Below are 15,023 nucleotides of genomic sequence, written 5' to 3'. Positions count from 1 at the left end.
AGCGGGGGCTTGATAGAAATAGAGAATGGTCGGACAATAGGCCTGATAAATTACCCGGATTACCTCTTATTTTGTTTTAAAAAATTACAGCCCCAAGCGCTAACAATTGCGTACTTTCACGTGAATATTCCTACAATTTATAGTTATTAACTTCAAATTTAGCTTTTTTAATAGCAATTTGTAGTAAAATACCTACAATTCGATGTAAGGTTGAAGATGTCCGATAAAGCGCTTAAAATTCCGGATTTCCATCTCAAAACCCAACGGCAGTATCATCACCCCGACGATCGGCTCCTCCTTCCAATTTTCCATCGGGACGCATATAGATAGCATCCACTCGTCCAATAATTGGATCTGCTTCCAAATTTTGAGGATATCCTTTGTCTTTAAGCTGCTGAATTAAATCGGCAGGAAACATTCCAAATTCATACCGAATTGCATCTGGAAGCCATTGATGGTGGAACCGCGGCGCATCTACTGCCTGCTGCATATTCATGTTAAACTCGTATACATTGAGGATAGTTTGCAAAACCGAGGTGATAATAGTGGCACCTCCGGGTGTTCCTACCACCATCGAAAGTTTTCCATCTTTCTCGATGATGGTTGGTGTCATGGAGCTCAACATTCGTTTATGAGGAGCAATTGCATTGGCTTCACCCCCAACAAGGCCATAAATATTGGGTTCTCCCGGCTTGGCGCTAAAATCGTCCATTTCGTTATTCAGAAAGAAACCGAGCTCTTTTACATATAATTTTGAACCGTAGCCCGAATTGAGGGTAGAGGTAACAGCTACGGCATTGCCAAATTGATCTACGATAGAATAGTGGGTAGTTTCATCACTTTCATAACCGGTTATACTTCCGTGGCTGATGCTATTTGAAGGTGTAGCAGCTTCAAAAGAGAAGCTTTTCATACGATCTTTTAAATACGAATCACTTATCATGGAATCCACCGGATTGTCAACAAAATCCGGATCTCCCAGAAAATAACTTCTGTCGGCGTAGGCACGTCTTTCGGCTTCTGCGATCACCTGAATTGCTTTTACACTATTATGTCCGTATTCTGCAAGCGGAAAAGGTTCCACCATCTTCAGAATTTGTGCCAAACAAACCCCGCCACTGGAGGGAGGAGCCATCGAGATTACTTTTAAATCTTTGTACTTAAAAACCACCGGGTCTCTCCATTCGGCTTCATAGGCTTCGAGATCTTCCATAGACAAAATACCGCCTCTTGTTTTTAAGAAAGCAACCAATTTTTCTGCAGTCTCTCCCTGATAAAATTCGGCTAAGCCATTGTCTGAAATTCGTTGCAGAGTCGCCGCCAATGCAGTATTCTTTATAGTGTCTCCGGTTTTTTGATTTGCTGTATATAACGAACTTTCTCCATTTACCATTTCAAACACAGGGCCTACAATTGCCAGCTCCTCGGCTTGTAACTTGGTAACGACATATCCTCTGTTTGCCAGAGCGATAACCGGTGCTAAAATTTCTTCCATCGGTAAAGACCCTAATTTTTCGTGGGCCGCAAAGATACCGGCAACGGTTCCCGGAACACCCACTGCCAAAGCTCCTACCTTGCTGTTCTCAGAAACATAATTTCCTTCGGCATCCAGATACATGTTTTTGGTAGCCGCCGAGGGCGCCTTTTCTCTGTAGTCCAAGGTACCTAATTCACCGTATTGAGTGCGATACACCATAAATCCGCCACCACCCAGATTTCCCGCAACGGGGTAGGTGAGTGCCAAAGCCATTTCGGTGGCAACCATGGCGTCGAAGGCATTTCCTCCTTTTTGCAAAATTTCGACACCTATTTTAGAAGCTTCAGCCCGTGCCGAAACCACCATTGCTTTTTCGGTTACAACAGCTTGTTTAACGGGAGCTTCCACTGCCTGGGTTTTTACTTCCTCCTTGCAAGAAAGCAGTAATATAGGGACACACAGATAATAAAGTAGTTTCATAATTCGGTTAGTTTATTTTCGCAATACTGTATTAATTCATCAAAAAAAGAAGTGAATTCTTCTTCAAATTCACTGTAATAAGTCTCCAGTTCTACTACCGCCAAATTCATTTTGGAAATACGTTTGGTGCGTACGTTCATTTGGGCTAAAATTTTACTTATTCCCGGAATGGTTGCATAACTCAGTAACCAATTATCGGTGATCATATAGGGCATCATTCGCTGGATTCGAGCAGGTAAAATTTGAAAATTTTTCCGAAGCATTTCATAAAAATCTTCGACGTAACTCTCCAGAGGTTGTGCGTGATATTTTTTCCAGTTTTTGGCTAAAAAATGGTCGTATAAAATATCGACAATCACTCCGCTGTAGTGCGAATAATTTTCATGCAATCGGGCTGTGCTTTGCTTTACGATAGGGTGTTGGTCTGTATAGCTGTCGATGGCGCGATGCAATAATATTCCCTTCTTAATCTGATCGGGATATTTTTCGTAGCGTCTTCCTTTTATTCCGTCGGCAATAAAATTGCCAATAGTAATGCCTTCATCCGGTCCCGAAAGATAAATATGTGCGAGAAAATTCATTCGGTACAATTTACAAAAAGCAGTCAAAGAATTGTGTTTTTAAAAAAGTATCTTTGTTGAAAAATTGAGCGGATGACATTAATAAAATCCATATCGGGAATTAGAGGTACTATTGGAGGTTTTCAAGGAGATAATTTGACCCCTATCGACGCTGTAAAATATGCTGCAGCCTATGGAAGTTGGGTGAAACAACAACGCAATAAGGAGCAGCACAGCGTTGTTGTAGGCAGGGATGCCCGAATTTCGGGAGAAATGGTGCAGCAGTTGGTGATGAACACGCTTGTAGGGATGGGAATTCATGTAATCGATCTTGGATTGTCAACCACGCCAACAGTCGAAATGGCAGTTGTTATGGAACATGCCGACGGCGGAATTATTTTAACGGCCAGTCATAATCCCAAACAATGGAATGCATTAAAACTTCTAAATAATAAAGGTGAATTTTTAAACGCCGCTGCTGGACAGGAAATTCTCAACCTTGCTGAAGGAAATACCATCGAATTTGCCGATGTGGACAGTCTGGGTAGAATCACTATTAACGATGCCTATATCGATATGCATATCGATGAAATTTTGGAACTTCCTCTCGTGAATGTTGAGGCTATTAAAAAGGCAAAACTCAAGGTAGTTGTAGACGGTGTTAATTCTACCGGAGGGATTGCAGTGCCCTTGCTTTTGGAAGCCCTGGATGTAGATCCTATAAAATTATTCTGTGAACCTACAGGACACTTTCCACATAACCCGGAACCTTTAAAAGAGCATTTAACCGATTTGATGGCACGCGTAGTGGAAGAACATGCCGATTTTGGTATTGTGGTAGATCCCGATGTGGACCGACTTGCGTTTGTAGATGAAAACGGGGAAATGTTTGGGGAAGAATATACATTAGTTGCTGTTGCAGATTATATTTTAAAGCATACTCCCGGGAATACGGTTTCCAACATGTCTTCTTCCAGAGCCTTGCGGGACGTCACCGAAAAGCACGGAGGAACTTATACTGCCAGCGCGGTTGGAGAGGTGAACGTGGTCGAAAAGATGAAGGAAACAAAGGCCGTAATAGGAGGTGAGGGCAACGGTGGTATTATTTATCCCGAATTGCATTACGGACGCGACAGTTTGGTTGGAATTGCTTTATTTTTAAGTCATTTGGCCGAAACCAATCTTTCTGTAAGTGCGCTTCGGAAGGAGTATACTTCCTATTTTATGAGTAAAAAGAAGATAGAGTTGACCCCTCAATTAAATGTGGATGCTATTCTTAAAACCATGGCCGAAACATATGCTTCCGAAGAAATAAATACTATAGATGGTGTAAAAATAGATTTTGCGGAAAACTGGGTGCATTTGAGAAAATCGAATACCGAACCTATCATTAGAATCTACACCGAAGCCAAATCTCAGGAAGAAGCAGATCAACTTGCAAATAGATTTATTAAAGAAATCGAAGCCGTAGCAAAACAATAATTATTTAATATCTTCCGGCACTTTGTCGCGGTGTTTCCAACGTTTGTGTGTCCAAAGGTAGTATTCGGGAGCCTCTCTAATTTGTGCTTCCACAAGTTTTAAAAAGATATCGGTAATCTCGTAATTTTCGTATTCTTTTGGGTTGAGTGTAATGGTTTTGAAAGTTGCTGCATAATAGCCTCGTTTTACCCTGCTAACTGCACAAAATACAACTGCCATGTCCAGTCTTTTTGCCATGAGTTCGGCTCCGGTGAAAACAGGAACCTTAATATTCATAAATTCATTCCAGTGATAAATATTCGTGACTTTCGGTGATTGATCTGAAACAAATCCGTTGAGGGTAAGTTCTCCTTTTGCTTTGGAGCGCATCAACGTAGGAATGGCTTCTTTGGTAGTAATTAAGTAGCTTTTGTATTTGGCTCTGCTACGCTTTATAAGGGCGTCGAAGTATTTGTTTCGCAATCGTTTGTAAATGGCATGGGTCTTATAGCCTACATACTTTTGTAGTACAAAAATCCACTCCCAGCTCCCATAGTGTGCGAGCATTAGGATAATACTTTTATTTTGGGCTTCAACGGCATGCACTTCCTCTATATTGGTTGGAACAAAGCGTTTAGACAATTCACTTTCTGAAATAGAAAGCGATTTGATGGCTTCAACGATCATATCACATAAATGATGGTAGAACTTTTTTTCGATGCTTTTTTTTTCGGCTTTAGATTTTTCAGGAAACACCAAATTCAAATTTTCACGAACGGTTTTTTTTCGGTATCCAACGATATAGTACAGCAATAGAAACAATAAATCGGATGTGATATAAAGCATTCTCATTGGAAATAAGGAAATTATCCAGAGTACGGGAAAAATGAGAAGATAAAGTAACCGTTGCATAGGTAAATTTACCGCAAAACTAACTAAATTTATTGCATTACAAATACTACTTCATAACACATCTTCTATGCAAGACATCAATATAGCCACCTTGGTAATTATTTTAGCGAATGCCGCAATATCGATCAAGGGGTTTAACGATTTCAATTTTTTTGAAAAATACAAGTTCAATATTGCCGGAATTCGGAGAGGTGAACAAATTAGAATGATAACCTCAGGCTTTTTGCATGTAGATTTTACCCATTTGCTTTTTAATATGCTAACCTTGTATTTTTTTGCCGATGTGGTGATTAGTTCGGTGGGAGTAACAAAGTTTGTATTAATCTATCTGGCCAGCTTACTTGTTGGAAATTTACTGTCATTTTATTTTCATAAAGAAGAATATCATTACAGTGCCGTAGGGGCAAGTGGAGCAGTCACCGGAGTCTTGTATTCGGCAATTTTGTTTTACCCCGATATGGGCTTGTATTTATTTTTTATCCCTATTGCAATACCGGCATGGATTTTCGGTTTACTATATTTATTATATTCTATATACGGAATGAAAAGTAGAATGGGAAACATTGGTCATGATGCGCATTTTGGTGGCGCCATTGCCGGATATGTACTTACACTTGCCTTTGTCCCAAGCCTTTTAGAAACCTCCTGGTGGATTGTGGCTGTACTTGCCGTTCCTATTATCTTATTATTTATTTTACACAAACTTGGAAAAATTTAAACGCTATTATTATGAAAAAGATTTGCACACTATTAATTTTATTTACGACACTAATTATGACCGGACAAACCAAACCTGAAGCAACTGTCGATGTTACCGGAGAAGGAATTGTATATGTGGTCCCCGATGAGGTAAACATTACGGTTCGAGTAGAAAATACGGGGAAAAATCCGAAGGAGTTAAAGCAGGAAAATGACCGGGTAGTAAACAGTGTATTTGCCTTTATTAAATCGATGGGAATTGACAACAAATACGTTAAGACCGAGTATATTCAGTTAAATAAAAATTACGAATACAACACCAAGACGTATACCTACGCTGCCAATCAGTCAATTTCAATTAAGCTTAAAGATCTTTCCAAATATGAAAGTCTGATGAATGGTTTATTGGAGACCGGTATAAATCGAATTGACGGAATTTCTTTTGAAAGCTCCAAAAAGGCTTCACTCGAATCGGAAGCACGTAAAAAAGCTGTTGCCAATGCCAAAATGAAGGCCGAAGAATACGCCTCGGTATTAAATCAGTCCATAGGTAAAGCAGTTTCCATAAGTGAATTTCAGGCCTCTACTTTTCCACAACCCATGTATAAATCGGCTATGATGGCACAAGAAAGCAGTGGAGATCAACAAACAATTGCTCCCGGTGAAATGGAAATTCGATTGACGGTTAATGTAAGCTTTCTGTTGAATTAATTATTGTCCTAACAAGGAAGCAATTTTCGCCCCTAAGGCCGGTCCGCGTAAATCTTTAGCGATGATGGTTCCGTTTTCGTCTAACAGGAATGTTGCCGGAATGGCACGAATATTATACATTCTGGCAATAGGATCGTTCCAGAATTTAAGATTTGAAACGTGATACCAATCCATTTTGTCGTCTTTTATAGCTTTTATCCAACGATCTTTTTGATCGTCCTTATCTAAGGAAACACTTATAATATTAAGTCCTTTATCGTGGTATTGGTTATAGACATTTACCACATTCGGGTTTTCCATTCGACATGGTTTACACCAGGATGCCCAGAAGTCTATGATGGTGTATTTTCCTAAGACATCAGTAAGCGCCAATATTTCACCTGTGGGTGTAGGCGCAGAAAAATCGGGAGCCACCGATCCTACTTCTGCTTTTTTGGCATTGGTAATCATTGCTTGCAGATTCGAAGAAACTGCGAGCGCCGCGACTTTTGGACTCAGCGATTTCACAAATACATCGGCATCGTCAAAGCTAATTTCTTTTCTTCCCAGCATTTCACTCATTAACATCACCGAGAAGAGAGAGTTGTTGTTGTCGAGTGCAAATTGCTTTTTATAATTTGTCTCTTCCTGCACGATTGCCATGTTCTCTTTCTGAATTTGAGTAACCAGCATATTGTCCTGTTCATTTCTCGCCGCATTAAAGCGTTCCATATTGGTCTGCTTTACTGCATTAAAATATCTGATTTTCTTCGAAAAAGCAGTGTAGGCATCGTTTTGCTTGCTTCCCGAAACATAAGAACTTGCAAGGCTGTCTTTGTATAGGGTAACTTTTAAATCTTCGTTTTCGGGGAAATAGACAATAGATGAGTTGTTTTCGCCTATTCGAAGGTAATTGATGCTTAGTACCTCACTTTTTGGATACATGGCTTCAAATTTTTCTTCAGTTATGGTTAGTGTGTCTATTACTTGCGGCTGACTGTCGGTTACTTCATATACATAAATTGGAGTACCGTCTGCGAATCCTTCGGCAACACCTGTTACAGAAAAGGAATTTGAGTCTTTCTGACAAGAAATTATTAAAAGTGTAATAAAAACAGGAAATAGGCGTCTCATAACTGGGATTTTAATGGAAACAAAAATAGGAACAATTTTTTCTGAAAAAAAAATACTCTCCTCAAATTATTGTTAAATCCTTTTTATATGGGACTTTCATTATTATAATTGATTAAATTTATACTTCCAAATCGTTGAAAATGAAAATTGAACAGGGAGATTTTCCATTACTGATTAAAATAAGTTTTTCGAAATTATTTGAAAAATACGAAGTGAATCTTTCTTCCAAAAATGAATTGGTGAAGCAAAGAGCTAATCGTGTTTTGGACATTGCTAAAAAGAATCCGAAGCTTTCAGAAGGCTTTTTAAACGAAAAAGAGTTGCTTAAGCATCAAGCTGAAATAGATTTGGTTCTGGAAGACCTGTTTTCAATTGTTTTACAAGAAAATGAAATTAAAGTAGCAACCATTCCTTATCAGTATTTTGTTTTTAAATCTACTAATCGTTTTAAAAAGATAACAGCCGAAGCAGGATTTGATTTTAAGTTAGAGTTTTCAGATTTCGATGAAGAGCAGGCCTATATCATGGGATGTAGTATAATTTTAAATGCCTATTACGGATATCGGGTAGATTTCAGAAGACCGTTTTATTACAACATTCCCGATGCCCAAGGAATTGTTAGACATTATAAAATTTTATACAACGCCGATTTTGTTGAAATTGAAAAGACCTCGAGGGCTAAGGAAATTACCCCTGAAGACCTATCGGAGTTGTTGGAAAACTTCAATAATATAAACGTTTGGAGAGAGAAATTTCCACCCGAAAGTTGGATATTTAAAGGGTTTGTAATAGCAAATATGTATGATGCCACCACCGATGTCGCGCTGTCCAATTTTAAAGCCAACCTTTTAAAAGAGGACGAAAAGGATGAACATTTTGTAAACGACTTTCAGGCTATTATTAGGGCTATTTTTAATTTACCCGACTTAAATGTAGGCTACACACTGTTTAACGATGAAGAATCAACTTTAGAGCAAGTACCACAACTTTTTCAAGCAAAAAGCTACATTTTAAACGGAAAGGCCGTTGAGATGAGCAACGGGGCTTTGTGCAATCGTTCCTATAATTATTTATTCAAAAAGCATGAATTTTATTGCATTACCGATATAGCAAAATACCACAAACTGTACCCTACAAATGTATTGTATAAATCGCTGTTCGAGCAGGGTATAGAGAGTGCTATCATAAGTTCAATAGTGGCCGATGGCAAAGTGATGGGGATAATTGAAATTGTATCTCCCAATCCTAATGATTTAAATACCATTAATGCAAATAAGTTGCACGATATCATGCCATTTTTAGTGGATTCGGTAAAACGCTCCAAAGAAAAAGCAGAAAATGAAATTGAATTATTAATTCAGAGCGAGTGCACCTCTATTCACCCCAGTGTGCATTGGAAATTTAAGAAAGAAGCCGAGCGGGTGCTACGAGCACAACAGAACGGTCAGACGCTGGCATTTAGAGAAATAGTCTTTCAGGATGTATATCCTTTATATGGTCAAATAGATATAAACGGTTCTTCGGATGCCAGAAATTTGGCTACTCAAAAAGATTTAATGCTACAATTGAAGCATGTACAGAAAATAATACGCCGTATCTATAAATTGGAACCCCTTCCAATCTATGAGCAAATAGATTTCAGAATTAAAAATTATTTAAAAGAAGTGGACGATCATCTGCAGGTAGACAGCGAACGCTCAGTCCTAGATTTTTTACGAAAAGACATCCTGCCTGTATACGCGCACCTAAAGACAAAAAATAAAAAGTTGGAAGCTTTGGTAGATGAGTATTACGAATTAGTAGACGATACCAAAGGATTTATATACAAACACCGTAAAGACTATGACGAATCGGTGATGTTGATTAACCGGCGAATGGCTTCAATATTAGATAGCAAACAAGCTGATGCTCAGTGGATGTATCCTCATTATTTTGAGCGTTTTAAAACCGATGGTGTAGAACATAATTTATATATCGGAGAGTCGATTACCAAGAATAATACCTTCAACAAAGTGTATTTGTACAACCTCAGGTTATGGCAACTACAGGTAATGTGTGAAATGGAGAATAGTTTTTACAAGCTGAAAGAACAACTCCCAATCCCTTTAGACGTATCATCAATGATTTTGGCTTTTAGCTCGTCATTGTCATTGCGATTTAGGATGGATGAAAAGCGTTTTGATGTTGACGGCACCTATAACGCACGTTATGAGGTTATTAAAAAACGAGTTGACAAGGCCTTCGTAAAAGGAACCGAAGAGCGTATTACCCAACCTGGGAAAATTACAATCGTGTACTCGCAAAAAGAAGATGAGAAGGAATACATGAAATATATTGGTTTCTTACAATCGAAAAGACAATTGGTAGACGATGCCGAAATAGTTAAGGTCGAAGATCTCCAAGGCGTAACAGGTCTTAAAGCCATACGAGTTAGCGTCTTGTACACCAAAGAGAAAGACGACGCTAAGGAATATTACACCTACGATGATTTATTGAAACAGATTAGCTCCTAAGCAGTTGGGTCGGCTATTGTTTTAGTTACCTCTTCAATCGTTTGCTCGGTCATTCCAAATGAAATAGCGAATGCAATAATTGAAACAATGATCCCAATTACAAATATGGTATAGGTTAAACGTAGAATTCTGTATTTTCTATCCAACACCTTCCCTAAAAAGTAAAGATCTTTCGTCAACGAAGAATACACATAATCTCTGTCTTTTAACAATTCGGTAATAGCCCATTGAAATTGGGAAAGTTCCATTTTGTGAAAGTTCCCGAAGAAAGTAAGATTCACACTCTTGTTTTCTACATCTTCCTTTGTAAACTCTCCTCTGGTAACATTAGGGCGTGTAGCAATAACTGCCAATATCATAGTTACCGTACTCGAAACTACAAAAACCGCAGAAGGAATTATTAAAAACGGGTTGGTATCCAATTTCGATAATAGGTTGGCAAGTACCAAGGAGATGATAATGGCATTCACCGAAAGCAAAATATTAGCCTTTGTATCGGCAATATCACTTAGTTTTATATGATTTCTAAGGGCTACACGGTAAAAAGTTTGAATACCGCGTTCGGGGCTGCTGTTTTTGGCATCTGCTTTATATTGTGCCTTTAGCTGTTCGGTTTTTAGCTTTTTCCTATCCTTTTTCTTGCCTTTCATAAGCTTTGCAAGATTCTTTTCCTTAACCGGTTGCCAATTCTTTAAAGCGTAATCACTGTAATACTGGTGTTGTTCTATAAGCACATTAATGTTTTCGTTTCTCCAATCCCTGGCCGAATAATTATGAATATTCTGTAATTGGTATTCTTGACGCAAAAACTCGCTGGCTTCTTCAAAATAATCCTTGCCGAAATGTGAAGCATCGGCATCTCTTATTATTTCCTCTAATTTATTATTAGGGGTACCTTTAAACTTGGTAGCCATAATACATTTCTCAACACCATCCACAATCTCTTTATCTACTTTCTGAGACTCCAAAAACTCACGAGCAATTTTTACACCCTCTTCTTCATGACCTTCACGTGTGACAGTATATCCGGAATCGTGCAAAAGTGCCGCAAGTTGTAAAATTTGGGCTTCTTTTTCTGAAACGTTGGAAGCATCTTTTATAATTTCATTGATACTCTTAAAAACACGTTTTGTATGTGTGTAATTATGGTAAACAAATGTGTGGGGAAGCTTCTCTTTAAATAGGGTAAGTATAAAATTATCGGTTGCTTTTATAATATCGCTCATGTCTCTTTAATTATGCAACCAAATTACTAAAAATTAAATCTCCAAAGATTCAGTTCTATAGAAAATTAACAGCATTATAACTTTTTGTGACAATAGGTTATCATTTATAATCTTTAAATTGTTAACTTCTTACGACAACGTTTATTTTATGCATAAAAAGAGAATATACGCTTTACTTTTTTCAATTTTTTTATACTCCTGCGCTTCCGTCGATACTCAATATTTCGAACGGGGTCTCATTACCATAAAACCTTCCGATAGAGAAGTTGAAAAAACTTTTTATCTCGTTGGAGATGCAGGATATTCTGAAATTGGGGGGATGAGCGACGGATTAAAAGCGCTTCAAAATTATTTAAAAACTGAAAACACCGTTGGGAACTACGCCTTGTTTTTAGGAGATAATATTTATCCGTCCGGAATGCCACCCGAAGGTCATCCCGACCGCATAGCATCCGAGTATCGCCTGGACGCTCAATACAATGCTGTTAAGGATTATGACGGACAAGTATTTTTTATTCCCGGGAATCACGACTGGTACAGCGAAGGCTTAATAGGATTAAAACGTGAGGAGCAGTATTTCGAATTGAAACTTAAGGATCGCCAGGTATTTCAGCCTACCAATGGCTGTCCGTTGAAAAGTATTTCGGTCACAGATAATATTCAACTTATTATGATTGATACTCAGTGGTATCTTGAAAACTGGGATGTTCACCCTACCATCAATGAATCTTGTGAAATTAAGTCCAGAGAAAAGCTTTTTATTGAGATCGAAACCGAACTTGAAAAACACCAAAATAAAACCATTGTCTTTGCCATGCACCACCCAATGTTTACCAACGGGACCCATGGCGGATATTTCAATGCTCGTAAGCATCTTTATCCTACACAAGGGAATTGGCCTTTGCCTTTTTTGTCTTCATTGGTAGTTCAAATTAGATCTCAGGGTGGAGTTTCTATTCAGGACAGATATAACGAACTGTATAATAATTTAATGAATGAGCTTGCTGCAGTAGCAAAAAACAGCGACCGATTGGTATTTGTTTCGGGACACGAACATAATCTGCAATACATTGAAAGAGACGGATTCAAACAGGTTGTGAGTGGTTCGGGATCGAAAGGCGGTGGAGTTTCCTTAGGTAAAGATGGTTTGTTTGCTACGGGTTCGCAAGGTTTTGCTGTATTACATGTTTATAAGGACGGTTCTTCCTGGATACACTATTACGGTGTCGGCGAAAATTACAGTCCAAAACTCTTGTATGAAAAGGAGATTTTTTCACCAATAGAACATTACAATACAACCGGGTTGACTACAGAGTTTCCTCAAACAACTATAGCTCCTATTTACAAAAGGGATAGTCTCAGCGAGTCTTTATTTTTGAAATCGGTGTGGGGAGCTCGATATAAAGAGGCTTATTCTACGCCGGTTACGTCCAACGTGGCACTTCTGGACACCTTGTATGGCGGTTTGGAAGTAATAAGAGAAGGTGGACAAAAGGAATATCGCTCTCTTCGTTTAAGAGATAAAAAGGGGAACGAATATCGCATGCGAGCCCTGGGAAAAAATTCATTGGATTTTTCGCAAAAAATCGTACTGGATAAGACTTTGGAAGAAGCCGGATCCAAGATTAAAACCGATATAGTCGCTCAGCCTGTATTCGATATTGACTTCTATACGGCCTCACATCCTTACGCTCCCTTGGCAATACCAAAAATGGCTGCCGCAGTAAATATCTTTTACACAAATTCACAATTGTTTTATGTGCCTAAACAGAAGCGATTGGGAAATTATAATGATACCTACGGAGACGAGTTGTATTTAATTGCCATTGACCCTACCGAGCAGAGTGAAGGAGAACAAACTTTTATGTATCCCGATGATATTGAAACCACAGACGATATTCTTATTAAAATTAGAAAGGGAGGCGATGTGTTCGTGGATGAAGAAAACTACATCACTTCACGATTGTTCGATATGCTTATAGGCGATTGGGACCGTGAGCCGGATCATTGGCGTTGGGCCGAATATTATAACAGTTATGGTAAAAACGTATATGTGCCTATTCCCCGAAACAGAGACGACGCCTTTTCGAGTTTTGATGCCAAAATTCTCGACTTGGGAAGCTCTATTTTTAGCGGAACTCGTCAGCGTCATGTGTACAACGAAGACCTAAGTGATTTGCAATGGTTCAATGAAGAGGGAATTATTTTAGACCGTGCCTTGCTGGAAAGATCGGGAAGAAGTGAATGGGTTGCAGCGGCAAAATTAATTCAGGAAAAATTAACTCCTGAAGTAATAGAAGATGCCTTTAATTCAATTCCCGAGGCGGTAAGAGACACAGAACTGCAAACCATCAAAGAAAAATTAGTAGCACGAAAAGAAAAACTAGCAGACATAGCCGACCGGTATTATTCTTTATTGGCGAATCTGCAAACTGTTGTCGGGACAGATATGGACGATTATATCGAAATTACCCGTCTAGCAGACGGCAATACCAGTGTTAGAACTTTTAGTCTCGCCGAAGGAAGCAAAGGAACATTATTGACACAGCGTACATATAATCATTCCGAGACACGTGAATTATGGATTTACGGCCTGGCAGGCAACGATGTTATTGAAGTGAATGGCACGGACGACGATCTTATCTATGTGCGTGTAATTGGCGGACAAGGAAACGATATTTTTAAGATAAATGAAGGAAGAAGGGTGAAAGTCTACGATTACGAGAGCAAACCCAGTACGGTTGAAATAAACAACAAAGGAAGTCTAATATTTAGCGATTTATACGAGTTAAACACCTACGACTACAGAAAGCAAATAGACGACGACAAGCGAGTGGGACCCGCCTTTGGGTACAATCCGGATGACGGATTTCGTCTTGGAGTACAACTCATTTATACTATTAACAGCTTTAAAAGAAATCCCTTTTCAAAACGGCACGCATTAACCGCAGGTTATTATTTTGATACTTCTAGTTTCGATTTGGACTATTCGGGAGAATTTGCCAACTCTATAGGCGATTTAAACTTAAGCATTGGTGCACGCATTACCAGCCCTAATTATGTGGTGAATTATTTCGGCTACGGAAATGAAACCGGAAACCCTCAAAATGAATTGGGCTACGAATACAATCGCTTGGGATTACAAACCATTTCAGCAAATATTGGCCTACTCCGAAACTCAAGTTTTGGTAGTTTCTTTAAAGTACAAACCAAATTCGACGCTATCACCGTTAACAGTTCTCAAAACAACCTGTTCCAAGATTTCGGAAAGGTAATCATAGACGAAACTAACTATTTTGGAACGCTGGAAGGTGTTTATAGCTATCGCAGTTTTGACAATCCGCTTAGTCCATCTCGAGGAATGATATTCGACTTGAAACTTGGAGTAACAGATAACCTTTCAGATTTTAGTCGGGTGTTTGGCTATTTAAAATCCAATATCTCCTTTTACAACGCCTTGATTAAAAATGAGAAGCTTGTTCTTAAAACTACTGTAAATTCGGCCTTTAACTTTGGGAACTCCTTCGAGTTTTATCAAAGTGTTCATGCAGGGGCCAATACAGGTTTACGGGGTTATAGGGAAAGACGCTTTTCGGGAAAATCGGCGTTGGTTGGTAGTGCCGACATACGATATGCATTTGATGAGTTTCGAATTGAACTGTTTCCAATACAAATTGGGCTTTATGCGGGAGCGGATTTAGGTAAAGTTTGGGTTCCAAATCAAGATTCCGAAAAATGGCATAATTCTTTTGGCGGCGGATTGTGGATGAATGGTCAGGGTGGTCTGGGAGGTACTTTTAGCGCTTTCAACTCAATTGAAGGAATGCGTTATTCCTTCGGACTGGGCTTTACTTTTTAATAACCTTTAAGC

Annotated in this window: 10 protein-coding genes; 5 read left to right on the top strand and 5 right to left on the bottom strand. The window is 38.8% G+C overall.

The annotated features are described in order from the left end of the window. Positions 1–253: 253 nt before the first annotated feature. Positions 254–1,957 carry a gamma-glutamyltransferase gene (gene ggt / locus ATE92_RS12645; RefSeq protein ID WP_100804055.1) on the bottom strand — a complete coding sequence of 568 codons (1,704 nt, stop codon included), beginning with the start codon at positions 1,955–1,957 and terminating at the stop codon, positions 254–256. Further along, entirely contained in the window at positions 1,954–2,538 is a 585-nt protein-coding gene (locus ATE92_RS12640) for an ACP phosphodiesterase (RefSeq protein WP_100804054.1), read from the bottom strand. Before ATE92_RS12640 ends, ggt begins: the two co-directional genes overlap by 4 nt. A 72-nt stretch (positions 2,539–2,610) precedes the next feature. Between ATE92_RS12640 and glmM the strand changes: the two genes are divergently transcribed. After that, positions 2,611–3,999, top strand: coding sequence for a phosphoglucosamine mutase (gene glmM, locus ATE92_RS12635; RefSeq protein WP_100804053.1), 1,389 nt, complete (start codon positions 2,611–2,613; stop codon positions 3,997–3,999). Here the strand turns inward: glmM and ATE92_RS12630 are convergent, their stop codons facing one another. Continuing rightward, a complete protein-coding gene (locus tag ATE92_RS12630) occupies positions 4,000–4,890 on the bottom strand; it encodes a lysophospholipid acyltransferase family protein (RefSeq protein ID WP_100804052.1) in 891 nt (296 codons plus the stop codon). A 67-nt stretch (positions 4,891–4,957) separates the two neighbouring features. Between ATE92_RS12630 and ATE92_RS12625 the strand changes: the two genes are divergently transcribed. Continuing rightward, positions 4,958–5,608: a rhomboid family intramembrane serine protease gene (locus ATE92_RS12625; RefSeq protein WP_100804051.1), complete on the top strand. Its 651-nt coding sequence runs from the start codon at positions 4,958–4,960 to the stop codon at positions 5,606–5,608. Positions 5,609–5,619: 11 nt separating this feature from the next. Next, positions 5,620–6,300: an SIMPL domain-containing protein gene (locus ATE92_RS12620; protein ID WP_100804050.1), complete on the top strand. Its 681-nt coding sequence runs from the start codon at positions 5,620–5,622 to the stop codon at positions 6,298–6,300. Here the strand turns inward: ATE92_RS12620 and ATE92_RS12615 are convergent, their stop codons facing one another. Then, positions 6,301–7,413: a TlpA disulfide reductase family protein gene (locus tag ATE92_RS12615; RefSeq protein WP_100804049.1), complete on the bottom strand. Its 1,113-nt coding sequence runs from the start codon at positions 7,411–7,413 to the stop codon at positions 6,301–6,303. A 140-nt stretch (positions 7,414–7,553) separates the two neighbouring features. Here ATE92_RS12615 and ATE92_RS12610 point away from each other — a divergent pair, with 140 nt between their 5' ends. Continuing rightward, entirely contained in the window at positions 7,554–9,926 is a 2,373-nt protein-coding gene (locus ATE92_RS12610) for a GAF domain-containing protein (protein WP_100804048.1), read from the top strand. On the opposite strand, the gene ATE92_RS12605 is transcribed toward ATE92_RS12610, so the two are convergent. Beyond that, complete coding sequence (locus ATE92_RS12605; protein WP_100804047.1) at positions 9,923–11,152, bottom strand: Pycsar system effector family protein; 1,230 nt, start codon at positions 11,150–11,152, stop codon at positions 9,923–9,925. The two genes, ATE92_RS12610 and ATE92_RS12605, sit on opposite strands and share 4 nt — an antisense overlap. Before the next feature lie 148 nt (positions 11,153–11,300). Between ATE92_RS12605 and ATE92_RS12600 the strand changes: the two genes are divergently transcribed. Beyond that, positions 11,301–15,011: a metallophosphoesterase gene (locus ATE92_RS12600; protein ID WP_100804046.1), complete on the top strand. Its 3,711-nt coding sequence runs from the start codon at positions 11,301–11,303 to the stop codon at positions 15,009–15,011. Positions 15,012–15,023: the final 12 nt, after the last annotated feature.

The sequence above is a fragment of the Ulvibacter sp. MAR_2010_11 genome (assembly GCF_002813135.1).
Taxonomy (GTDB): Bacteria; Bacteroidota; Bacteroidia; order Flavobacteriales; family Flavobacteriaceae; genus Altibacter.
The sequence above is the reverse complement of the archived record's forward strand: the minus strand, read 5'-3'. Positions and strand labels throughout refer to the sequence as shown.